The organism is Rhodococcus sp. BP-241, from assembly GCF_019836145.1.
Lineage (GTDB): Bacteria > Actinomycetota > Actinomycetes > Mycobacteriales > Mycobacteriaceae > Rhodococcoides.
On record NZ_JABUEI010000007.1, the window covers coordinates 188,400 to 211,940 of the forward strand.

Here is a 23,541-nt window from a genome sequence, read left to right on the forward strand (position 1 = left end):
AGGAAAACGACGAAATATGTCATTACTGCCACTGTTGGTGGAAACCGCTGCGGCGGAGTATTTCTCGCATGACCTTCTTCCTCGTTCTCGCGACAGTCCTGCTCCTCCTCACTGTCCTCGCCGCCCTCGCACTCGCGGATCGGACACCCGACACCCATGCCGAGGTGACCCGCCACGGCGACTACCGTTTCTGATCGTGCTCGTACTGCAGTTCCTGGCCACCGCAGCGGTGTGGGGCGCGAGCTTCCTGTTCATGAAGGTGGGCCTCGAGGGGCTGAGCTTCGTCCAGGTGGTGCTGGCGCGACTCGTCCTCGGTGCGGCCACACTGCTGATCCTGTTGCGTCCCATGCATGTTCGACTCCCGCGGCGAGGAGTCGTGTGGCTCCACTCGACGTTCCTCGCGGTGGTGCAGTGCATCCTCCCGTGGCTGCTGTTCGCGTGGGCGGAGCAGGAGATCGACTCGGCCACGGCATCCATCGTCAACGCGACGACGCCGCTCATGACGACGGTGCTGGCCTTCGCTGTTCTTCCCGCCGAACGGCCGACTCTGCTGCGCGCCGCGGGCCTCCTGATCGGCTTCGCCGGCATCGTCGTGGTGTTCGCGCCGTGGGAGAGCGGTCTGAGTGGCAGCCCGCGTGCGCAGCTGGCGTGCCTCGGCGCCACCGCGTCCTACGGTGTCGCGCTGGTGTACCTGCGCCGGTTCGTCATCCCGCTGGGTGTGCCGTCGTTGGCGGTGGCGACGATGCAGATCGGTCTCGCCGCGATGATGATGCTGGTCGCGGCACCCGTGGTGGCGAGCGACGCGGTGCGTCTCGACGTGCCCGTCGTCGCGTCGATGCTCGCGCTCGGCTGTGCCGGCACCGGGCTGGCCTTCCTGTGGAACACCAACGTCGTGACGGGATGGGGACCGTCCGCCGCGTCGACCGTGACGTACCTCAGTCCCGTCGTCGGCATCGCGCTCGGCGCCCTCGTGCTCGACGAGTCGGTCACCGCGAACGCGGTGCTCGGTACCGCGCTCATCATCGTCGGGGTGGTGGTCACGACGAGGCGCCGAGCCGCCTCGGTGGCCGCGCCGCCTGTCACCCGATGAGCCAGTCGGCTCTCGCGTCGCCGTCCCAGCGACGGACGGCCGACACCTCGGCGTCGACGTCCTGAAGATCGGTCACGAGATGCGATGCTGCGGAACCGATGTCCTCGGGACGCGCGCGCATCGCCAGGGTCACGTGCGGAGTCCAGTGCCCGGGTTCGAGATGCGGGGGAATGCCGGGCGAGTCGGCGAGCGCCTCGTACACCCGCGCGTGCAGATCCAGGAGAGCCGCGGTCGGCACGACGGAGCGGGCCAGGACCGCCCGCGATCCGCCGAAGACCACCAACCCGCCGAGGCGTACCGACTCGGGGAACCGCCACGACCCGGCGTCTCGTCCGTCGGCGATCAGAGCGGCGAGCCGGCGCTCGGCGACGTCGTCGATCCTCGACGCGACCGCGATGGTGACGTGCGGACGGTTGGACGCCCCCGCGTGCCGAGCCTGACTCGGCAGGCCCAGCTCGGCGAGGTAGTTCCACTCGCGCCGGATCGCATCGTCGCTGCGCTCGTCCAGGAGGAGTTCCACCGACTGCACCATGATGGGTAATGATGGCGGCCATGACGAGTGCAGCGCATCCCGGGGCCTCACAGTCCGACGACTCCGGTGCCGGTTCGCGCCGCGCACCGCACCGCATCGGTGTCCTGCACGGCGACGGCATCGGCACCGAGATCGTGCCCGGGACCGTACAGATCGTCGATGCGGCCGTGCAGGCCCTGGGTGCCACTCCCGTCGAGTGGGTGGAGCTGCCCTTCGGTCGTGCGGCACTCGACGAGTTCGGCGACGCGGTACCGCCGCGCACCCTGAGCGCGTTGGCAGAGTTGGACGCCTGGGTCCTCGGACCGCACGACAGCGCGTCCTACCCCGAGGAGACGCGGGGGCAGCTGACGCCGGGTGGTCGCATCCGCAAGGAGTTCGATCTGTACGCGAACATCCGGCCGGCACGCGCGTTGCCGGGCGTGCGGGCGACGAGTCCGGACATGGACCTGGTCGTCGTCCGGGAGAACACCGAGGGCTTCTACGCCGACCGCAACATGGCCGTCGGATCCGGGGAGTTCATGCCCACTCCCGACGTCGCCCTGGCCGTGGCGGTGTTCACCCGTCGAGCGTGCGAACGCATCGCCGAGCAGGCGTTCGCCCTCGCGGAGACTCGTCGGCGTCACGTGACCGTGGTGCACAAGACGAACGTGTTGCGGTTGACGACGGGGCTGTTCAAGGACGTGTGCATGGAGGTGGCCGAGCGGCACCCGGACGTCGAGGTGGACCACGAGCACATCGACGCCCTCACGGCGAAGCTCGTGCGGTCGGGGGAGACCTTCGACGTCCTGGTGGCCGAGAACATGTTCGGAGACATTTTGTCCGACCTCACCGGCGAGTTGGCCGGGTCGCTCGGGACGGCACCGTCGATCAACGCCTCGGACACCAAGGTGATGGCTCAGGCCGCCCACGGCGCGGCGCCCGACATCGCGGGCCGCAACCGCGCCAACCCGACGGCGCTGCTGCTGTCGGTGGCCGCGATGCTCGAGCACCTCGCGGCGGGACCCGGGCCCGCCGATCACGCACGGGTGGGTGAGCGGATCCGCGCGGCGGTCGAGGCGACCATCGCCTCGGGAGTCGGTACCGCGGACATCGGGGGACTCGCGTCCACGAGCGAGTTCCTCGAGACGGTCGACGCCCACGTGGCGCGTGGTCTCTGACAGGTCAGGCGGTGCAGCAGAAGATCGCGGTGCCGGGGAAGAGCTCTCCACGCAACGGCGACCACTGACCCCACTCGCGATCGAGCCACTCCGGCCAGTCGGGTTCGACGATGTCGACCAGAGTCAGCCCGGCGGCGACGATCTCGCGAACGCGGTCGCCCACCGTGCGATGGTGCTCGACGTAGGTGGCGGTGCCGTCAGGATCGAACTCGGCGTACGGCGTGCGGTCGAAGTAGGGGATGGTGGCGGTCAGCCCAGCCGGGCCCGGATCGTCCGGGAAGATCCACCGCATCGGGTGGTTGACCGAGAACACCCACCGTCCGCCGGGGCGCAACACGCGCCGGACCTCACGCATGACTCCGGCGGAGTCGGCGACGAACGGGATCGCGCCGAAGGCCGAGCACACCACGTCGAAGGACGCGTCGGCGAACGGCAGGTTCTCCGCGGAGGCCTGGATCAGCGCGGGTGACGGACTGCCGGGGGACGATGCCTCGCGGGCCGCGATCGCCGCAGCGCCGTGCGCCAGCATCCCGGCCGAGATGTCGAGGCCCGTCGCGCGGGCACCGTGACTGGCCAACCAACGCGAGCAGGGTGCGGATCCGCATCCGATCTCGAGCACGTCGCGCCCCTCGACGTCACCGAGCAGGTGCACGTCGCCCTCGTGCAGACCCTCGGGGCACCACACGAACTCGCCGGCCTCGCTCGTCACGCCGAGGAAGTCGCCGTGGGTGCGGTGGTACTCGTCGGAATCGTGGTCCCACCAGGACCGGGACGCCCGCTCGGAGGATCGGGAGTCGACGCGGCGGCGACCGGGCAGCGGCTCCGCGGGGGCCGCGCCGGCGGCGGGAGCGTGGCCGGGCGTGGACCCGGTCGGACGTGCCGGAACACCGAGATCGCCGGGGGTTTCTGTGGACACGCGCAACACGGTAACCGGGTTTGCTCGGTGCGCGGGGCACCGAGTAGTCTTCGATACGCGAATGTCTGTCTTCGCGTGCACGTGGTCGGACTCCCGCTCGTCGGCGAGGGTCCGTGACGTGTCCGGGGGGACTGCGTCGTGTCTCGTCTCCCAGCGCTCAAGATACGGCAGCACGCGTGTCCTGTCCGCAGGAAGAACGAGTCTGTCCGACCGAACATCCATCCACCGACCCCAACCCGTCCGGAGCAACTCACCACATGGCCTCATCCACCGTCACCTCGCCGCAGGTAGCCGTCAACGACATCGGCTCCGCCGAGGATTTTCTCGCCGCGATCGACGCGACGATCAAGTACTTCAACGATGGCGACATCGTCGAGGGCACGATCGTCAAGGTCGACCGTGACGAGGTCCTGCTCGACATCGGTTACAAGACCGAAGGCGTCATCCCCTCTCGCGAGCTCTCCATCAAGCACGACGTCGACCCCAACGAGGTCGTCTCCGTGGGCGATGAGGTCGAAGCTCTCGTCCTCACCAAGGAGGACAAAGAGGGTCGTCTGATCCTGTCGAAGAAGCGCGCACAGTACGAGCGCGCCTGGGGCACCATCGAGGAGCTCAAGGAGAAGGACGAGGCCGTCAAGGGCACCGTCATCGAGGTCGTCAAGGGTGGACTCATCCTCGACATCGGTCTCCGTGGCTTCCTTCCCGCGTCGCTCGTCGAGATGCGTCGTGTCCGCGATCTCCAGCCGTACGTCGGCAAGGAGATCGAGGCCAAGATCATCGAGCTCGACAAGAACCGCAACAACGTCGTCCTCTCGCGCCGTGCATGGCTCGAGCAGACGCAGTCCGAGGTGCGCAGCGAGTTCCTGCACCAGCTCCAGAAGGGCCAGGTCCGCAAGGGCGTCGTGTCCTCCATCGTCAACTTCGGCGCGTTCGTCGATCTCGGCGGAGTCGACGGCCTGGTCCACGTGTCCGAGCTGTCCTGGAAGCACATCGACCACCCGTCCGAGGTCGTCGAGGTCGGCACCGAGGTCACGGTCGAGGTTCTCGACGTCGACCTGGACCGCGAACGTGTCTCCCTGTCGCTCAAGGCGACGCAGGAAGACCCGTGGCGTCAGTTCGCCCGTACCCACGCGATCGGTCAGATCGTCCCGGGCAAGGTCACCAAGCTGGTTCCCTTCGGTGCGTTCGTGCGCGTCGAAGAGGGCATCGAGGGCCTGGTCCACATCTCCGAGCTGGCCGAGCGCCACGTGGAGGTCCCGGACCAGGTCGTCACCGTGGGCGACGACGCGCTCGTCAAGGTCATCGACATCGACCTCGAGCGTCGCCGCATCTCGCTGTCGCTGAAGCAGGCCAACGAGGACTACAGCGCCGAGTTCGATCCGTCCAAGTACGGCATGGCCGACTCGTACGACGAGCAGGGCAACTACGTCTTCCCCGAGGGCTTCGATCCCGAGACCAACGAATGGCTCGAGGGCTTCGACAAGCAGCGCGAGGAGTGGGAAGGCCGCTACGCCGAGGCGGAGCGTCGCCACAAGATGCACACCGCGCAGATGGAGAAGACCGCAGCCGACGAGGCGCAGGAAGCTGCCAACGCAGCGGCCGGCTACTCCTCGGAGACCGGTACCCCGTCCGCACAGGGTGCACCGGCGGCAGCAGCTCCCGAGTCCACCGGCGGATCGCTCGCCAGTGACGCTCAGCTCGCCGCTCTGCGCGAGAAGCTGTCCGGCGGAGCCTGATTCGCCGACCCGGCGGAGCCTGATTCGCCGACCCGGCGGAGCCTGATTCGCCGACCCGGCGGAGCATGATCCGCTGATCGACCGCTGAACGAGAGAAGCCCCGAACCGCACAGGTTCGGGGCTTCTCCCGTTCGTGGCACCGGCACCCGACCGGCTCCACACACGAGAGAAGGCCCGATCCGCGCAGGATCGGGCCTTCTCTCGTGTGGTCGGTGGTGCGGTGGGTCAGCTCGCTGCGGCTGCACTCCAGCCGGTGCCCATCTGCACGCCGCGCTTGCGCATGGACGCGAAGCTGTGGCGGGCAGGGCTGATGAGCGAGGTGAACCAGTTGCGGCGATGTTCCGCCAGCGCATCGGCGACCTGAGGGATCAGGATGCAGTGGACGCCGTCGGACATGCCCAGGCGGTGCCGTCCGGACTGCATCCGACCGACTCCCTCTCCCGCAATGGTGTTCATGCCCGTCCTTTACCTGTCGAGTACCGTCTCGCGGAGCCTTCCGGAGAAAATACGAAAGCCTGTTGTGCGCCTCGAAGATAACCGACAGGTTGGGAAACATGGTGCATTTGAGACTGGTGATTCGCGGCGTGTTGATGCGCTGCGCGCCGGACTCGGCCACACTGGGTGCGTGTTGAGAATCGGATTGACCGGTGGAATGGGCGCGGGGAAGTCGACGGTGTCACGCACCCTCGCCGACCTCGGCGCCGTGGTGGTGGACGCCGACAAGATCGCGCGCGAGGTCGTGGAGCCGGGCACGCCCGGACTGGCCGCTCTCGTCGAGCGCTTCGGCGGGGACATCCTGGCTGACGACGGCAGCCTGAATCGACCGGCGTTGGCGGCCAAGGCCTTCGGGGACGAGGAATCCCGCCTCGCTCTGAACGGCATCCTGCACCCCTTGATCGGGCAGCGCACGACCGAACTCGTGAACAGCGCTCCGCCGGACTGCGTCCTGGTGCACGACATCCCGTTGCTCGTCGAATCTCGCACCGCCGCAGCCTTTCACCTCGTCGTGGTCGTCCACGTCGAGGCGGAGGAGAGGGTGCGACGGCTGGTGGCCTCGCGTGGACTGAACGAGGACGACGCCCGCGCCCGCATCGCAGCCCAGGCGACGGACGAGCAGCGCCGCGCCGCCGCCGACGTGTGGCTCGACAATTCCGGGACACCGGAGGCGTTGGAGGCCACCGTCCGTGAACTCTGGGCCGATCGTCTCGAGCTCTTCGCGGCCAACCTCCGCTCGGCGACCGTGGCCCGGACCGCCCCCCGCGTGGTGCCGGCCGACCCGATGTGGCCGGCCGAGGCACAGCGCGTGATCGATCGCGTGCGCCTCGCCTGCGGCGACCGAGCGCTACGGATCGACCACATCGGATCCACCGCGGTTCCCGACTTCCCGGCGAAGGACGTCCTCGACATCCAGGTGACGGTGGCGGATCTCGCCACCGCGGACGCACTGGGCGATCCGTTGACGGCGGCCACCTTTCCGCGCATCGAACACATCACGGCCGACGACCCGAAGCCGTCGGCGGTGCCGGGGGAAGCCGATCCTGCACTGTGGGAGAAGCGTCTGCACGGCGCAGCCGACCCGGGCAGACCGGTGAACATCCACCTCCGGGTCGACGGGTACCCCGGGCAGGTCTTCGCGCTCATGTTCCGAGACCGGCTTCGCGCCGACCCCGCCGCTCGGGAGGCGTACCTCGACGTGAAGACCCGTGCTGCCTCGCGAGCCGCGGAACACGGCGAGTACGTGGACGCCATCGAGGCGTACGTGGGGGAGAAGGCGCCGTACTTCGACACTGTGTATCCCGAGGTCGTGGAGTGGGCGGCTCGGACGGGGTGGAAAGCCGACTGATCGCTCCTCAGCGATCCGCCCAGTGGGTCGTCATGCCGAGAGCGGCGAGCCATCCGTCGACGTCGTGGTTCGCCGCCGCGATTCCGTCCACGGCGTCGGACGCCCGACGGATGGCGGCCTCCGTCGTCCGCGCGTCGAGCAACCCGGTGCTGTGCGCGACGAGCAACTCGTCGACGTCCAGGAGCTCGGCGTCGCGGCCGGTACGGACGACGATGTCGAGGTAGTGGTCGACCGAGTGCCACACGTCCCCGTCGCGGACGAACTCGCCGATGTCGACGTAGTGATTCTGGTCGCGGACATGCGTGGGCAGGTAGTGGAAGATCGACGCGCGGATACCCAGGCTGGGGACGATCCACGACTCCAGGTAGTCGAAGGACGGATGGTCCGACGGACGGGCCATGTAGAGCCCCCAGTCGGTCGTCTCGTACACGTCGACCGGGCGGACGACACCTTTCGGATCGGTGTTGGTGCGTCCCGCGACGTCGAACACCTCGATTTTCGGTGGGTGCACGTGTGCCAGACCCGTCATGGTCCGCACCGTACCGCTCACCGTCACGGAGCGGGCGGCGCGAACATGCTGCGCACGCCGTCGAGCGTGTCGGCGTCCGCAGCCACCTTGTCGTCGCGGTAGCGGACCACGCGCGCGAATCGGAGTGCGATGCCGCCCGGATAGCGCGAGGAACGCTGCAGTCCGTCGACCGCGATCTCGACGACCTGCTCGGGCCGCACGTGCACCACGTGCGAGGTCCGTCCCGTCTCGAGAGCCAGGAACCGCTCCGTCTGCCAGGCGAGCATCTCGTCGGTCATGCCCTTGAAGGTCTTGCCCAGCATCACGAACCCGCCGGCAGGATCCACTGCGCCCAGGTGGATGTTGGACAGCAGACCGGACCGGCGACCGGATCCCCACTCGACTGCGAGCACCACCAGGTCGAGCGTGTGCACCGGCTTCACCTTGACCCAGGCGGCGCCGCGCCGTCCCGCGTCGTACGGCGCATCGAGGTTCTTGACGACCACACCCTCGTGACCGGACGCGACCGCCGAGGCCGCGAACGAGTCCGCGGCCTCGAGGTCGGCCGTCACCAGCCGCGGCACCCTGTTGTCCTCCGGGATCAGAGCGTCGAGAACGGCCAGCCGCTCGTGCAGCGCACGGTCCAGCAGGTCCTCACCGTCCAGGTGCAGGATGTCGAAGAAGAAGGGCGTCACGGCCACACCCGTCGACTGCGCTGTGCGTGACGCCGTCTCCTGGAAGGCCCGCGGACGTCCCTGTTCGTCCAGGGCCAGTGCCTCGCCGTCGAGCACCACGGAGGTGAGCGGCAGGGCGCGCACGTACTCGACGACCTCGGGCAGGCGTGCGGTGATGTCGTCGAGACTGCGGGTGCTGATCGAGACGTCCTCACCGCGACGGTGGACCTGCACACGGATGCCGTCCAGCTTGGTGTCGAGCGCCACGGCGCCGGCGGCGCCACCGGCCGCCTTCGCCACGCCCTCGGCCACGGTGGGGGCGCTGGAGGCCAACATGGGGAGCACCGCTCGGCCCACGGTCAGTCCCAGCTCCGCGAGTGCCGCAGACCCGCCGGTGAACGCGGCCGTCGCGGCCGTCACCGTGGATCCCGACAGCATCGCGGCCCGGCGCACCTCGGGGAGCGGGACGTCGGCCGCGGCCGCCACGGCTTCCTGGACCAGCGCGTCGAGCGCACCCTGGCGGACCTCACCGGTGACCACGCCGCGCAGCCAGGTCTGTTCCGTGTCGGTGGCGCTGCCGAACAGAGCGGACACCGCCGCCGCGCGTGCTGCCTGCGATCCCGGACCCGCCATCGTCGAGACGGCGTCGAACGCCGCGTCGACGGCGGCGACCGTCAGCGTCGGTGCGTCGGCGGCCGGGGGGAGAGTGGCGACGCTGCGCCACCCCAGGCCGGTACGGCGTTGACGCAGAGTGCCGGACGCGTAGAGCGTCACCAGGGCGACCTCCTCGGGAGCGCACTCGGACAGCAGCGCGGCGAGCGCCAGGACCTTGGCCTTGCGGGACCGGGTGGCGGCCACCGTGGCCGAGGTCTCGACGACGCGTGCGAGCAGCATGGGCTCATTGTGACGCGCAGGTCCGACAGCGACGGTCGGTGTACCCGCGGCCGGGTCGTGTGACCCGCCGAACGGCGACTGTGTCGGTGGTCGGGCCTACTCTGGTGGTATGGCTTTTGCAGCTGAACAACCCGTCCTGGCGCACTCCGAGTTCCGTCCCGTGGGCGACATCGAGCGCAGCGATCGTCCCTTCGAGGTGGTCAGCGAGTACAGCCCTGCGGGCGATCAGCCGACGGCCATCGCGGAGCTGACCAAGCGGGTCCAGGCGGGCGAGAAGGACATCGTGCTCCTGGGCGCCACCGGCACCGGAAAGTCGGCCACCACCGCGTGGTTGATCGAGCAGGTGCAACGGCCCACGTTGCTCATGGCGCCCAACAAGACGTTGGCTGCGCAGTTGGCCAACGAACTGCGAGAGATGTTGCCCAACAACTCCGTCGAGTACTTCGTCTCGTACTACGACTACTACCAGCCCGAGGCCTACATCGCCCAGACCGACACCTACATCGAGAAGGACTCGTCGGTCAACGACGACGTCGAGCGGCTCCGTCACTCGGCGACGGCGAATCTGCTGTCCCGTCGCGACGTCGTGGTGGTCGCCTCGGTGTCGTGCATCTACGGTCTCGGCACACCGCAGTCTTACGTGGACCGGTCGGTGCATCTCGAGGTGGGGCAGGAGGTCCCGCGCGACAAGTTCCTCCGGCTGCTCGTCGACGTGCAGTACACCCGCAACGACATGGCGTTCACCCGCGGATCGTTCCGTGTGCGCGGCGACACCGTCGAGATCATCCCGTCCTACGAGGAACTCGCCGTCCGGATCGAGTTCTTCGGCGACGAGATCGAGGCGCTGTACTTCCTCCATCCGCTCACCGGCGACGTGGTGCGCCAGGTCGACAGCGTGCGCATTTTCCCGGCGACCCACTACGTCGCCGGGCCCGAGCGCATGGAGCGTGCGGTGCGGGACATCGAGGCCGAGCTCGAGGAGCGGCTCGCCGATCTGGAGGGCAAGGGCAAGCTGCTCGAGGCCCAGCGGTTGCGCATGCGTACGCAGTACGACCTCGAGATGATCAAGCAGGTCGGCTTCTGCTCCGGCATCGAGAACTACTCGCGCCACATCGACGGGCGACCTGCCGGGACTGCGCCGGCCACACTCATCGACTACTTCCCGGACGACTTCCTGCTCGTCATCGACGAGTCCCACGTGACGGTGCCCCAGATCGGTGCCATGTACGAGGGGGACATGTCGCGCAAGCGCAACCTCGTGGAGTTCGGCTTCCGGCTGCCGTCGGCCACCGACAATCGCCCCCTGACGTGGGAGGAGTTCACGCAGCGCATCGGGCAGACGGTGTACCTGTCGGCCACCCCCGGCAAGTACGAGCTGGGACAGAGCGGCGGTGAGGTCGTCGAGCAGGTCATCCGCCCGACCGGCCTGGTCGACCCCGAGATCGTCGTCAAGCCCACCAAGGGCCAGATCGACGACCTCGTGCACGAGATCCGCCAGCGCACCGAGAAGGACGAGCGCATCCTGGTCACCACGCTGACCAAGAAGATGGCGGAGGATCTCACCGACTACCTCCTCGAGCTCGGTATCCGGGTGCGCTACCTGCACTCCGACATCGACACTCTCCGACGCGTCGAGCTGCTACGTCAGCTCCGGCTCGGCGAGTACGACGTGCTCATCGGCATCAACCTGCTCCGTGAGGGTCTGGACCTCCCGGAGGTCTCCCTCGTCGCGATCCTGGACGCCGACAAGGAGGGCTTCCTGCGCAGCGGGACCAGCCTGGTGCAGACCATCGGCCGTGCGGCCCGAAACGTGTCCGGCCAGGTGCACATGTACGCCGACAAGATCACCGACTCGATGCAGTACGCCATGGAGGAGACCGAGCGTCGCCGCGCCAAGCAGATCGCCTACAACGAGAAGATGGGTGTGGATCCGCAGCCGCTGCGCAAGAAGATCGCCGACATCCTCGACCAGGTGTACGAGGAGGCGGAGGACACCGAGGCCACCGTGGACATCGGTGGATCGGGCCGCAACGCGAGCCGTGGCCGGCGGGCGCCCGGCGAGGCGGGACGAGCCGGCAGCAGCGGTGTCGTGGAGGGGCGCGACGTCTCGACCATGCCGCGCGCCGAGCTGGCAGACCTGGTCAAGCAGCTCACCGATCAGATGATGAACGCGGCGCGCGAACTTCAGTTCGAGCTGGCAGGCCGTCTGCGCGACGAGATCCAGGACCTCAAGAAGGAGCTGCGCGGGATGGACGCCGCGGGCCTGTCCTGACCCGTCCTCGCACACGAGAAGGCCCGGCACCGACGGACACGGTGCCGGGCCTCGTCGTCAGCTCGTGATGTCCTTCGTCGCGAATCGTCGCCACGCGATGATGCCGAAGATCGTGGCGTACGCGAGCGAGGAGAAGGCGCCGTCGAGCAGGTCGTTCCACGACAGCGTCGGTGACAGCACGCCCGTCCACGACGTCGAGTAGTGGCCGGGCAACAGGTTGCGCAGTGATCCCAGTGCCGTGATCTGATCGAGTATCTGGGCCACGATCGACACCATCACCGTGCCGCCGACCGCGCCCAGGGGCGCGTCGGTGGACACCGACAGGGCGAGTGCCAGCCCGGCCACCCACGTCAGATTGATCGCGATGAAGACGACGCCGATCGCGAGCCTCCCGATCGACAGCCCGAACGACAGGGCATCGCCGAAGGGTGACACCAGCGACCCCAGGCCGTACAGCACGCTGCCCAGGATGAGCGACACCCCCACGAGCGTGAGCAGCGCGGCGAGCGACAGGATCGCCGACACCAGGGCCTTCTGTCGCAGCAGCCGACCTCGCGGAACAGGAACCGCGAGCAGGTAGCGCAGACTCGACCACGATGCCTCGCTGGCGATCGCGTCGCCGAAGAACAGCGCCACCACCACGATCAGCAGGAATCCCACCGACACGAACAGGGCGAAGACGAGAAAGTTCACCCCGCTCTGCGTGCCCAGGTCGATGAGGCTCCCGCTGGCGGTGTCGGAGTCCGACCCGCCCACCGTGAACGCGATGGCCATGATGACGGGCAGCAACGCGAGGAAGCCCAGGGACAACTGGGTTCTCCGCCGCGTGAACTGCCGCGTCAGCTCGGTCCGTAGCGACAGCGTGCCCGCGGGGGTGTACCCCGCGACCCGGCCGTCCGGATGCGCCGCGGTGGTGGTCGTCGGTCGACTGTCGGCGCTCATGTGGTCGTTCCGTTCCCCGAGGATGCTTCCGCCGCATGACGGAGTCGGTCGGTGTCGTCGTGCACGAGGTCGAGGAAGACGTCCTCGAGTCGTGTCGATCGCGACGCGGAGGAGACGCCGATACCGGCGCCCACCAACGTCCGCACCACCATCGCGGGATCGAGCACTCCGAGCTGCGCCTTGATCGCGCCCTCCGGTTCCGCCTCGACGACCTCGCCCATGCCGTCGATGCCTCGCAGCACCGAGACGGCATCGGCGGGCCGATCGACACGGAACTCCAGCGGACCGCTCGCGCCGATCAGATCGTCGACCGTCCCGGAGCTGATGACGACGCCCTTGTTCATGACGACGACGTGCGTGCAGGTCTGCTCGACCTCCGCCAGCAGGTGGCTGCTGACCAGGACCGTGCGTCCCGTCTGCGCGTAGCGGATGAGGACGTCGCGCATGGTGCGGATCTGGGGCGGGTCGAGCCCGTTGGTGGGTTCGTCCAGGACCATGAGGTCCGGGAGTCCGAGCATCGCCTGCGCGATGGCGAGCCGTTGCCGCATGCCCTGGCTGTACGACCGGACCTTGCGGTGGATCGCCGTGCCGAGGTCGGCGATCTCGAGTGCCTCCTCGAGATGGGCGTCCTCCGCCGGTCGGCCGGTCGCCTTCCAGTACAGATCCAGGTTCTCCATCCCCGAGAGATGGGGAAGGAATCCGGACCCCTCGACGAAGGAACCGAGTCGGGACAGGACCGGCGCCCCCGGAGAGACCAGGTGCCCGAAGACCCTGATCTCGCCGCTGGAGGGCGTGATGAGGCCCATCAGCATGCGCAGCGTGGTGGTCTTGCCGGCGCCGTTGGGGCCGAGGAGCCCGAGCACCTGCCCCGCGCCGACGCGGAACGACACGCCGTCCACCGCGCGGAAGCCGTTGGAGTAGCTCTTCGCGAGATCGGTGATCACCAGCGGGACGTCCACCAGCGACTCGTCCACCTCGGCGACGGTGCGACGCCGGGAGATGAACGATGCGAGAGCGACGAGGGCGGCGACCAGCACGGCGAGCCCCGCGATGCCCACGACGGGGACCCACGGGAACGTCGACTCCGCGTTCTCGGCGGGTACCTCGGGCAGCGCGAGCGTGGCGTCGGAGAGTGTGACCGACACCGCCGCGGGCTCGAGCGGGACGGCGTAGGCCTGGTCGGTGGTGGAGAACGCCACCTCGACGCGATTCCCGGCGGCGACCTGGTATGCCATGCCCGGCAACGTGACGCTCACCGTGGAGGGCTGGTCGGACGGGGGGACCCGCACCGCGGACACCAGGCCGTTGGGCAGAGTGCGTCGACCGTCGTCGGACACGTCGTACAGCTTGGCGAAGAGCACGGTGCCGCTCGGCGAGGTGGTCGGACCGACGGTGACGGACACCGACGACGTACCGACGATCGTGTAGGACGAGTCGAGCGGCTCCGTGACGAACGACGCGGTCTGTCCCGGGATGTCGCCCGTCAGGAGTGCGCTCGCGGCCCCGCCGAGCCCGGCCGCGGCGCCGCCGAGGACCGAGGCGGAGCCGACCCCGGGCAGAGACGTGAGAGCAGCCGGGGACCCACCGGGCGGCCGGACGACGGTCTGAGTGTCGTTGCCGGTGGCCGAGGTGAGCGGGAAGTCCTGGCGTTCGGTCGGAGTGGCGTCCGAGAGCCCCGGATACGCGGCGGCGGTGAGCTCGCGAGCCCGATCGCCCTGGTCGGTCGGATCGCCCGCCAACGCGTACGTGAACGCCGAATCGGCGCGCGGGGAGTCGGTCCCGTCCCCGATCAGATGCTGCACCAGGAAGTCCGCGACCGCACCGTCCGCGGTGGCGTCGGTCCCGCCGGCATCGTGGCCGCCGTCGAACCACCGCACCTGGACCGAGCCACCGGCCGCCGCGATCTGCCGCGCGGTGGCGTCGGCCTGGTCGAGTCCGAAGAGGGTGTCGCGCTGGCCCTGCACGAGCAGGGTGGGTGCGGTGATCGAGGAGGCGAACGACCGGGGCGAGCGCGCACGCAGCAGTTCGCTGGTGGCCTCGGACGGTTGTCCGCTCACCGCGGACTCCGCGTACGCGAGACACACCTGGAGGGCGAACCGGCCGCATGCTCCAGCGGGGGCGGTCGATGTCGGAGCGTCGCCGGCTCCACCGGGAGCGGGGGCCGCACCGGCGCCGAAGAAGATGCCGGCCCAGCCGCGCTTCAGGACGCCGGCGTCGCTGCCCTCGGACACGGCGGGTGTCGGTGCCTGCGACGACGGCTCGGCCACCGAGTAGTTGGGAAAGAGGGACTGGTTCAGGTCGTTCCACGTGATCGAGGCGGCGTCCGCGTCGATGCGAGGATCGGTTCCGGCCGCCATGAGCGCGAGCGCGCCGCCGTAGGAACCACCGGCGACGCCGACCCGAGGGTCACCCGGGGAATCGAGTTGCACCTCGGGGCGAGTGGCCAGGTAGTCGATCAGCCCGCGAGCGTCGGCCACCTCACGATCGGGATCGTTGAGGCCGATGCTGCCGGTGCTGAGGCCGAAGCCGCGCGCGCTGTACGCGAGGACGACGAGCCCTCGCGACGCGAGATCCCGTGCCTGGGCGGCCACCGAGTTCTTGTCGCCGCCGAAGCCGTGGGCCAACAACACCGCCGGTACGGGCCCGTCCGTGTCCGGCAGGTACAGCGTCGTGTCGATGTCGACGGTGGCACTGCTGCCCGGACTCTCCGGCAGTGTGCGGACGGCGTCCTCGGTCCGCACCGACGACGCGGAACCGTTCGAGTCGCGCAGAAGTGCGAACGACGCCACGGCGAGGGCGAGGACGACGAGCACCGCGACGACGACGATCACCGGTCGTCCGAGCGTCGAGGCGCGTCCGGGCAACCGGAATCGGGGTCGTGGCATTACTTCAATGTATGCGAGGGGAGAGACACGTGCTTTCGACCGGAAGCCGCGTCGGGCGGTCGCCGCTGCGACTAATGTCTCGAATCGACACTCGATGATCGTCGGGACATGACCACTGGAGGAATGTATGAGCGCTTACCGCAACGTCGTCGTCGGAACCGATGGCTCCGATTCGTCACTGCGGGCCGTGGAGAAGGCGGCAGCGCTGTCGGGCGATTCCGCCGCGACGCTCTACATCGCGTGTGCGTACTACCCGGCGGACTCGAAGGCGTCCTCGCAGGACGCGGACGCACTGAAGGACGACGCGTACCAGATCACGGGATCCGCTCCGACACAGGAGATTCTGCGTGTCGCGCGGGAGCGTGCGGTGGCGGCCGGCGCCTCGTCGATCGAGGAGCGTCCCGTGGTGGGCAACCCCGTCGACTCGCTGCTCGAGCTCGTCGGCGAGGTGAAGGCGGATCTGCTCGTGGTGGGAAACCGTGGACTGAACTCGCTCACCGGCCGCCTGCTCGGCTCGGTTCCGTCCGATGCGGCTCGCAAGGCGCGCTGCGACGTGTTGATCGTGCACACCACGCACTGACGCTCGAACCACCGCTGGATGCCGTCACGGCACGATCCGATCGTGCCGTGACGGCATCACTGCGTCACGGGGGCGATGGGTCCCATCACGTTCGGTAGCGGCGATGTGTGGACGATTCCCAGCCGCTGTGTCGCGCGCGTGAGCGCGACGTACAGATCGTTCAGGCCGCGGGCCGAGTCGTCCACGATCCGTGCGGGTTCCACGATGAGCACCGAGTCGAACTCGAGTCCCTTCGCGTCGCGCACCGTGCACACCCGGACGTCGTCGGCCCCCAGGTGTGCGAGCCGCGCGGCGATGTCCGCGGGTGCCAGCACCGCCGACATCCCCGGGCGCGGATGCGCGGCGACGTGGCGTTCGACCGCCGACACCAGATCGTCCTCCGTGACTCGATGCGCCCACGGCGTCTCACCGTTGTCCCGCACCGACCGCGGGATCGATGCGGCCGGGTCGAGCGTCGAGAGAACTCGCCGGGCGATCTCCATGATCGCCGCGGGGGTGCGGTAGTTCACGGTGAGTTCGGTCAGCTTCCACCGTTGCGCCACATAGGGGCCCAGGACGTCCTGCCAGGACGAGGCACCCGCCGTGTCGCCCGTCTGGGCCACGTCGCCCACGAGGGTCATCCATCGATTGGGTATGCGGCGCATGACCATCCGCCACGCCATCTGCGAGAGTTCCTGCGCCTCGTCGACGATGACGTGGCCGTAGGTCCACGTGCGGTCGCCGGCCGCGCGTTCGGCCGCCGTCAACCGGCGTCCGTGCCCCTGACGCTGGGCGAGTCTGTCGGCGTCGATGAGGTCGTACGCCATGAGGATCTCCGGATCGAGTTCGTCCTCGAGATCCTGCGGTGCCGATCCGGTCAGGATGTCGAGAGCGCCCTGGGCGTCCTCGATCTGGGCGCGCCAGCGACGCTGTTCCCGTTCGCGTTCCGCGGCGTCGTCGATACCCAGGAGCTCGGCGAGCTCGTCGAGCAGGGGAGCGTCGGCACCGCTGAAGCGTCCGTCGTCCGACCGTTCGAGGGCGGCACGGTCCTCGGGGTCCCACCCCGGTGCGGCCGTCCGCAGCCGTTCGGCCGAGGCCAGCAGCCCGGCGAGAACGTCCTGGGCGGACAGCTCCGGCCACAGCGCGCCGATCGCACCCATCAGTTCGGGGCTCTCCCGCATCTCGTCGCGGATGTCGGCGATGTCGTCACGGCTCAGCAGATTCGACCCGTCGAGCACGTCACCGCCCACGATGGCGGCGAACTGGTCGGCGAGCAGATCGATCATGGTGGACACGAAGATCGGTCGAGCGAGGTTGTGGGGTCGACGCGAGGACCGCGCTCGTCCCCGTGCGCGCGTGACCATCTTGCGGTCGATCCGCAATGTGTAGGTGTCGAAGTCGACCGACACCGGCTCCGACGGAAGTTCCTGACGGTCGCGCACAGCGGCGATCAGGACGTCGACGATGTCGAGGGAGCCCTTGAGTTCCGCCGCGCGCGCGGAGTCCTCGCGGCTCGCGTCGACACCCGGGTACAGATCCCCGATGGTCGACAGCAGCACCCCCGTCTCGCCCAGGGAGGGCAGCACCTGGCCGATGTAGTCGAGGAAGGTGCTGTTCGGTCCGATGATCAGCACGCCGCTCTTGTCCAGCTGCTTGCGGTACGTGTACAGCAGGTAGGCGGCGCGATGCAGGGCCACCGCCGTCTTGCCGGTGCCGGGACCACCCTGCACCACCAGGACGCTGCGATGCGTGGACCGGATGATGTCGTCCTGCTCGCGCTGGATGGTCTCGACGATGTCGTTCATCTGTCCCGTGCGTGCGGCGTTGAGCGCGGACAGCAGAGCACTCTCACCGGCGACACCGTCCGATCCGGTGGCGACGCCGGCGTCCTGCGCCGTCCGGAGGTCCAGGTACTCGTCCGCCACCCCGGTGACGCGACGACTGCGCGTCCGGATGTGGCGACGGCGAACGACGCCCTCGGGGGCGGCGGGCGTGGCGAGATAGAACGGGCGGGCCAGCGGGGCGCGCCAGTCGTAGAGCAACGACTGGTAGTCGTCGTCCTCGTCGAGGATGCCGACACGGCCGATGTAGCGCGGCGCGTCGTCCTCGACGTCGATCCGGCCGAAGCACAGACCGTTCTCGGACGCGTCGTACTTCGCGATGTCGTCGTTGTAGAGGGCCGAGTAGGACTCGCGTTCGCTGCGCGCCTGCGGTGTCCCGCCCGTCTGGAGCAGGACGGCGCTCAGCCGGGACCGTGCATAGGTCCGCAGAGCGTCGAGGCGGTCGTAGAGCAGGGTGACGCGCTGTTGTTCCTGATCGAGGTCGGCGTCGTGCAGATCTGTCGGGGTGCCCTGATCCGGCACATGGTCTCCTGTACGCGAGTGGGGCGGGGTGACGAGGGCGGTCGTGCACCTCTCGGCGGCGCACGGAAGCGCCAGAAAAGTCTACGGGCTCCCGACGGCAACGGCCGGTGCCCCCGATCTCTCGGGAACACCGGCCGTGTGCTGCGGGGAAAAGATCAGAGGTACTGGTGCACCGTGCCCTCGACGCGGGCCCGTGCCTCCTTGGCGCGCTTCTCGGCGTCCTCGAGCGAGGCCTGCAGCTGCTTCTGCGCGTCCTTGCTGGTGGACTTGTACTGCTTCTTGTACTCCTTGCGCGCTGCGTCGAACTGCTTGCGCGCGTCCTTGCCGGACTTCTTGGCCTGCTTGCGGGCCTTCTTGCCGTACTTCTCCGCCAGATCGCTGCCGTCGGCCTTGGCCTTCTCGGCCAGCTCGGCACCGCGGGACGCGGCGATCTCGGCGTACTTGCTGCCGCGATCCTGGGCGACGTCGGCGAACTCGGATGCGCGTGCCGCGGCCAGATCGGCCCACTTGGCACTGCGCTCCTTTGCCAGCTCGGCGAGCTTGCCGCCGCGATCCTGGGCGACGTCCGCCAGCTCGGCGCCACGCTGCGAGGCGATCTCGACGAGCGGCTGTGCGCGCTCGGCGGCGACGCCCGCGAGCTCCTTGGCGCGCTCGCCGGCGTGGGCGAGTGTCTCGGAGCTGTCCGAGGAGGACACCAGCGGGAGGGCGCCGGCGACGGCGACCTTGGCCGACTTGGCCGCCTTGCGACCGCGCCAGGCGACGGACGGCTTGCCCTCGGTGTCGACGGCGGCGATGAGCAGGCCGCCGAGGAGGCTGACGTTCTTGATGAACTGGGTGCGCTGCAGCGCCTTCGCCTGCGGGTCCGTCTCGTTCCAGAAGGAGTGACCCGCGAGGGTCGTCGGGACGAGGCTGCCCGCGAGCACGGTGGACGCGAGGCGCGGCGCCCGACCGGTCGCGAGAAGGAATCCGCCGCCGATCTGCACCGCGGCGTTGATCTTGACCAGCGTCTCGGGGTCGGAGGGAACGTTCTGCGTCACCTCGTCGGGAAGGGCGTCCTGGCTCTTCTCGATCAGAGGCTTCGCGGCCTGAGCCCTTCCGGCGGGGTTGCGCAGCGCATCCACGCCTCCTGCGATGAAGATGGATGCGAGCATCGGTCGGGCGATCCGGCGGACAATCACTGAGCCTCCTGCGTTGCGGCTGTGGTGTGGGGGACTGCTCTGGCTGCACGAGTGCGGTTGTTCACGCCCATGACATGCATGTGACGCTCTCGAACTGTATCCATACCCCCCGCCCCGGCGATTGAATCGTGGGGCGGGCGGGGGACCGGATCGTGGTGACGGATCACCAGCCGCGGGTCCGCCATTCGTGGAGGTGAGGACGTTCCGAGCCCAGCGTCGTGTCCTTGCCGTGGCCCGGGTAGACGACCGTTCGATCGTCGTAGCGACCGAAGATCCGCGATTCCACGTCGTCCAGCAGCGACACGAAATTCGCCTCTCCGTCGGTCTTGCCGACGCCGCCGGGGAAGAGCGAGTCGCCGGTGAACAGGTGCACGACGCCGCTCTCGGGGTCCGTGAGCGCCAGCGCGATCGACCCGGGAGTGTGGCCGCGGAGGTGGATCACGTCGAGGGTGACGTCGCCGACCTGCACGGAGTCGCCGTCGTCGAGCAGGCGAGTGGGGGCGACGGGGAGCGGTTCCGCATCGAGCGGATGTGCCGCCGACGGGGCGCCCGTCGCCGACGCGACGTCCTCGAGTGCCTGCCAGTGGTCGAAGTGCTGGTGCGTCGTGACGATCAGCGAGACCTCGTGTGCCACGCGGTCGACGACGGCGCGCAGCGTCGGAGCGTCGTTCGCGGCGTCGACGAGCAGCGATCGGCCCGTCCGGGAACAGACGACGAGGTAGGCGTTGTTGTCCATCGGGCCCACCGAGGTCTTCACGATCGTGGCGTGCGACAGGGTGCGGCGCTGCGAGCCCGTCCCCACGGACACCTCGCCGGTGTAGTCGTCAGAGATCGTCGGTGCATTCTCGGTCATGAGCGTGAGATTACCCACGACGACCGGTCGTGAGCCGGGCGCGGAGCCCGTCGGCCGGTCGAGTCTGTCGGACCTCGGGCATATGGTCGTCGAAGCCTGTCGTGTCCGAACACGACATGTCCGACGAAGAGTGGGCAGTTCACGCGGTCGACGAGAGAGTCGACGCAGCACGTTGCACGGCCGTGGGCCGTGACGAAGGAGAGGACAACCGTGGCGGATCGCCTGGTAGTGCAGGGCGCACGCGAACACAATCTCAAGGGCGTCGACATCGATCTGCCCCGGGACAGTCTCATCGTGTTCACCGGTCTGTCCGGGTCGGGCAAGTCGAGCCTGGCGTTCGACACCATTTTCGCCGAGGGTCAGCGCCGCTACGTCGAGTCGCTCTCGGCCTACGCGCGCCAGTTCCTGGGCCAGATGGACAAGCCGGACGTCGACTTCATCGAGGGCCTCTCGCCCGCGGTCTCGATCGATCAGAAGTCGACCAACCGCAACCCGCGGTCCACGGTCGGCACCATCACCGAGGTCTACGACTACCTGCGCCTGCTCTACGCACGCGCCGGCACGGCGCACTGCCCGCAGTGCGGTGAGCGCATCGCCAAGCAGTCGCCCCAGCAGATCGTCGACCAGGTGCTCGCGATGGAGGAGGGCCTGCGCTTCCAGGTGCTCGCTCCCGTCGTGCGCACCCGCAAGGGCGAGTTCGTCGATCTCTTCGAGCAGCTCAACACGCAGGGTTACTCGCGTATCCGCGTCGACGGCACCGTGCACCAGCTCACCGATCCGCCCAAGCTGAAGAAGCAGGACAAGCACGACATCGAGGTGGTGGTCGACCGCCTGACCGTCAAGGCGTCGTCCAAGCAGCGGCTCACCGACTCGGTGGAGACCGCGCTGCGCCTCGCCGACGGCATCCTGGTGCTCGACTTCGTCGACCGCGAGGAGAACGCCGCCGACCGTGAGCGCCGGTTCTCCGAGCGTCTGGCGTGCCCCAACGGGCACCCGCTGTCCGTCGACGAACTCGAACCCCGCGCGTTCTCGTTCAACTCGCCCTACGGCGCGTGCCCCGAGTGTGCGGGACTCGGCATCCGCAAGGAGGTCGACCCCGAACTGGTGGTTCCGGACCCCGATCTGAGCCTGGCGGACGGCGCCATCGCGCCGTGGTCCATGGGCCAGACGTCCGAGTACTTCGGCCGGCTGCTGTCCGGGCTCGCCGACGCCATGGGCTTCGACATCGACACACCGTGGCGGAAGCTGCCGGCCAAGGTGAAGCGTGCCGTCCTCGAGGGCAGCGAGCATCAGGTGCACGTCCGCTACAAGAACCGGTACGGACGCACCCGGTCCTACTACGCCGAGTTCGAGGGCGTCATGCCCTTCCTGCACCGTCGGATGGATCAGACCGAGTCGGAGCAGATGAAGGAGCGCTACGACGGCTACATGCGGGAGGTCGACTGCCCGGTGTGCGAGGGTGCCCGCCTGCGCCCCGAGATCCTGTCCGTGACCATCGCCGCGGGCGATTTCGGGGACAAGTCCATCGCCGACGTGTGTGCACTGTCCATCTCGGAGTGCTCGAACTTCCTCAACACGCTGACGCTCGGTCCGCGTGAGGAGGCCATCGCCGGCCAGGTGCTCAAGGAGATCCAGGCCCGCCTCGGCTTCCTGCTGGACGTGGGACTCGAGTACCTCACGCTGTCGCGCGCGGCAGGAACGCTGTCGGGCGGCGAGGCGCAGCGCATCCGCCTGGCGACGCAGATCGGCAGTGGTCTCGTCGGAGTCCTGTACGTGCTGGACGAGCCGTCCATCGGCCTCCACCAGCGGGACAACCGCCGGCTCATCGACACGCTCACGCGGCTGCGCAACCTCGGCAACACGCTCATCGTCGTCGAGCACGACGAGGACACCATTCGCACGTCCGACTGGGTCGTCGACATCGGCCCGCTCGCCGGTGAGCGCGGCGGACGTGTCGTGCACAGCGGAACCTACGAGACGCTTCTCACCAACGCGGAGAGCCTCACCGGGGCGTACCTCTCGGGTCGCTCGGCCATCGATGTCCCGGCGGTACGTCGCCCGATCGATCCCAAGCGCACGATCTCCGTGATCGGTGCCCGGGAGCACAACCTGCAGGACATCGACGTCAGCTTCCCGCTGGGAGTGCTCACCTCCGTGACGGGCGTGTCGGGATCGGGCAAGTCCACGCTGGTCAACGACATCCTGGCGACGGTGATGGCGAACAAGCTCAACGGCGCTCGTCAGGTACCCGGTCGGCACACCCGCGTCAACGGCCTCGACCAGCTGGACAAGCTGGTCCGGGTCGACCAGTCACCCATCGGCCGTACGCCGCGGTCCAACGCGGCTACCTACACCGGGGTGTTCGACAAGATCAGGACACTGTTCGCCGCGACGACCGAGGCCAAGATCCGCGGCTACCAGCCGGGTCGGTTCTCCTTCAACGTGAAGGGCGGCCGGTGCGAGGCGTGCTCGGGTGACGGCACCCTGAAGATCGAGATGAACTTCCTGCCGGACGTCTACGTGCCGTGCGAGGTGTGCCACGGTGCCCGGTACAACCGGGAGACGCTCGAGGTCCACTACAAGGGCAAGACCATCGCCGAGGTGCTGAACATGCCCATCGAGGAGGCGGCCGACTTCTTCGAACCGATCACCTCGATCCACCGGTACCTCAAGACGCTGAACGAGGTGGGCCTGGGCTATGTCCGTCTGGGGCAGCCGGCCACCACGCTGTCCGGCGGCGAGGCGCAGCGTGTGAAGCTGGCCGCAGAGCTGCAGAAGCGCTCCATGGGACGCACGGTGTACATCCTCGACGAGCCGACCACGGGTCTGCACTTCGAGGACATCCGCAAGCTGTTGCTGGTGATCAACGGTCTGGTGGACAAGGGCAACACCGTCATCGTCATCGAGCACAACCTGGACGTCATCAAGACGTCCGACTGGGTCATCGACATGGGACCCGAGGGCGGATCCGGCGGCGGAACGATGGTGGCCGAGGGCACTCCCGAGCAGATCGCCGCCGTGCCCGAGAGCTACACCGGCAAGTTCCTGCAGGAGTCTCTCGACGCCGCCTCGACCCCACCGGTCCCGGTCAAGCGGACCCGCAAGCGCAAGCCTGTCGCAGTCTCCTGACCGGGCCGTC

18 protein-coding genes are annotated in these 23,541 nt (G+C 68.7%); 8 read left to right on the forward strand and 10 right to left on the reverse strand.

The window, feature by feature from the left end; all coding sequences use genetic code 11:
• Positions 1–68: 68 nt before the first annotated feature.
• Both HQ308_RS22675 and HQ308_RS15830 read left to right on the forward strand, forming a co-directional pair.
• The gene (locus tag HQ308_RS22675; protein WP_261769712.1) at positions 69–194 is read left to right on the forward strand and encodes a hypothetical protein; all 126 of its coding nucleotides are present in this window, start codon (positions 69–71) and stop codon (positions 192–194) included.
• 2 nt (positions 195–196) lie between these two features.
• Positions 197–1,090 (forward strand): DMT family transporter, encoded by an 894-nt coding sequence (locus HQ308_RS15830; protein ID WP_268788575.1) that lies wholly within the window; start codon positions 197–199, stop codon positions 1,088–1,090.
• Here HQ308_RS15830 and HQ308_RS15835 read toward each other — a convergent pair.
• Entirely contained in the window at positions 1,080–1,622 is a 543-nt protein-coding gene (locus HQ308_RS15835; protein WP_027506763.1) for a 2'-5' RNA ligase family protein, read from the reverse strand. The two genes, HQ308_RS15830 and HQ308_RS15835, sit on opposite strands and share 11 nt — an antisense overlap.
• Positions 1,623–1,642: 20 nt before the next feature.
• Here HQ308_RS15835 and HQ308_RS15840 point away from each other — a divergent pair, with 20 nt between their 5' ends.
• Positions 1,643–2,779, forward strand: coding sequence for an isocitrate/isopropylmalate dehydrogenase family protein (locus tag HQ308_RS15840; RefSeq protein ID WP_222647077.1), 1,137 nt, complete (start codon positions 1,643–1,645; stop codon positions 2,777–2,779).
• Between the two features lie 4 nt (positions 2,780–2,783).
• Here the strand turns inward: HQ308_RS15840 and HQ308_RS15845 are convergent, their stop codons facing one another.
• Positions 2,784–3,596, reverse strand: a complete 813-nt coding sequence (locus tag HQ308_RS15845; RefSeq protein ID WP_222647130.1) for a class I SAM-dependent methyltransferase — start codon at positions 3,594–3,596, stop codon at positions 2,784–2,786.
• A gap of 356 nt (positions 3,597–3,952) precedes the next feature.
• Here HQ308_RS15845 and rpsA point away from each other — a divergent pair, with 356 nt between their 5' ends.
• Entirely contained in the window at positions 3,953–5,431 is a 1,479-nt protein-coding gene (gene rpsA / locus HQ308_RS15850) for a 30S ribosomal protein S1 (protein ID WP_027506761.1), read from the forward strand.
• A gap of 225 nt (positions 5,432–5,656) precedes the next feature.
• Here rpsA and HQ308_RS15855 read toward each other — a convergent pair whose 3' ends face one another.
• Positions 5,657–5,887, reverse strand: a complete 231-nt coding sequence (locus HQ308_RS15855) for a hypothetical protein (RefSeq protein ID WP_081821417.1) — start codon at positions 5,885–5,887, stop codon at positions 5,657–5,659.
• A 169-nt stretch (positions 5,888–6,056) separates the two neighbouring features.
• On the opposite strand from HQ308_RS15855, the gene coaE reads away from it, so the two are divergent.
• On the forward strand, positions 6,057–7,274 hold the full coding sequence (coaE, locus tag HQ308_RS15860; protein WP_222647079.1) for a dephospho-CoA kinase: 1,218 nt from the start codon (positions 6,057–6,059) through the stop codon (positions 7,272–7,274).
• 7 nt (positions 7,275–7,281) lie between these two features.
• On the opposite strand, the gene HQ308_RS15865 is transcribed toward coaE, so the two are convergent.
• Together HQ308_RS15865 and HQ308_RS15870 are read right to left on the reverse strand one after the other, a co-directional pair.
• On the reverse strand, positions 7,282–7,803 hold the full coding sequence (locus HQ308_RS15865) for a DUF402 domain-containing protein (RefSeq protein ID WP_222627027.1): 522 nt from the start codon (positions 7,801–7,803) through the stop codon (positions 7,282–7,284).
• 23 nt (positions 7,804–7,826) lie between these two features.
• Entirely contained in the window at positions 7,827–9,350 is a 1,524-nt protein-coding gene (locus HQ308_RS15870) for an ATP-dependent DNA ligase (protein WP_222647080.1), read from the reverse strand.
• A gap of 109 nt (positions 9,351–9,459) precedes the next feature.
• Here HQ308_RS15870 and uvrB point away from each other — a divergent pair, with 109 nt between their 5' ends.
• On the forward strand, positions 9,460–11,622 hold the full coding sequence (gene uvrB / locus HQ308_RS15875; RefSeq protein WP_027506756.1) for an excinuclease ABC subunit UvrB: 2,163 nt from the start codon (positions 9,460–9,462) through the stop codon (positions 11,620–11,622).
• 57 nt (positions 11,623–11,679) lie between these two features.
• On the opposite strand, the gene HQ308_RS15880 is transcribed toward uvrB, so the two are convergent.
• Together HQ308_RS15880 and HQ308_RS15885 are read right to left on the reverse strand one after the other, a co-directional pair.
• A complete protein-coding gene (locus HQ308_RS15880; protein WP_027506755.1) occupies positions 11,680–12,564 on the reverse strand; it encodes an ABC transporter permease in 885 nt (294 codons plus the stop codon).
• Positions 12,561–15,449, reverse strand: a complete 2,889-nt coding sequence (locus HQ308_RS15885) for an alpha/beta fold hydrolase (RefSeq protein WP_082544653.1) — start codon at positions 15,447–15,449, stop codon at positions 12,561–12,563. The genes HQ308_RS15880 and HQ308_RS15885 overlap by 4 nt, the downstream gene beginning before the upstream one ends.
• Positions 15,450–15,576: 127 nt before the next feature.
• Between HQ308_RS15885 and HQ308_RS15890 the strand changes: the two genes are divergently transcribed.
• On the forward strand, positions 15,577–16,029 hold the full coding sequence (locus HQ308_RS15890) for a universal stress protein (protein WP_027506754.1): 453 nt from the start codon (positions 15,577–15,579) through the stop codon (positions 16,027–16,029).
• 56 nt (positions 16,030–16,085) lie between these two features.
• On the opposite strand, the gene HQ308_RS15895 is transcribed toward HQ308_RS15890, so the two are convergent.
• The 3 genes from HQ308_RS15895 to HQ308_RS15905 all read right to left on the reverse strand — a co-directional run bounded on the left by HQ308_RS15895 (position 16,086) and on the right by HQ308_RS15905 (position 20,402).
• On the reverse strand, positions 16,086–18,371 hold the full coding sequence (locus HQ308_RS15895) for an ATP-binding domain-containing protein (protein WP_222647082.1): 2,286 nt from the start codon (positions 18,369–18,371) through the stop codon (positions 16,086–16,088).
• 155 nt (positions 18,372–18,526) lie between these two features.
• Positions 18,527–19,549 carry a DoxX family protein gene (locus HQ308_RS15900; RefSeq protein ID WP_222627019.1) on the reverse strand — a complete coding sequence of 341 codons (1,023 nt, stop codon included), beginning with the start codon at positions 19,547–19,549 and terminating at the stop codon, positions 18,527–18,529.
• A 163-nt stretch (positions 19,550–19,712) separates the two neighbouring features.
• On the reverse strand, positions 19,713–20,402 hold the full coding sequence (locus HQ308_RS15905) for an MBL fold metallo-hydrolase (RefSeq protein WP_222647084.1): 690 nt from the start codon (positions 20,400–20,402) through the stop codon (positions 19,713–19,715).
• A 210-nt stretch (positions 20,403–20,612) separates the two neighbouring features.
• Between HQ308_RS15905 and uvrA the strand changes: the two genes are divergently transcribed.
• The gene (gene uvrA, locus HQ308_RS15910; protein WP_222647085.1) at positions 20,613–23,531 is read left to right on the forward strand and encodes an excinuclease ABC subunit UvrA; all 2,919 of its coding nucleotides are present in this window, start codon (positions 20,613–20,615) and stop codon (positions 23,529–23,531) included.
• Positions 23,532–23,541: the final 10 nt, after the last annotated feature.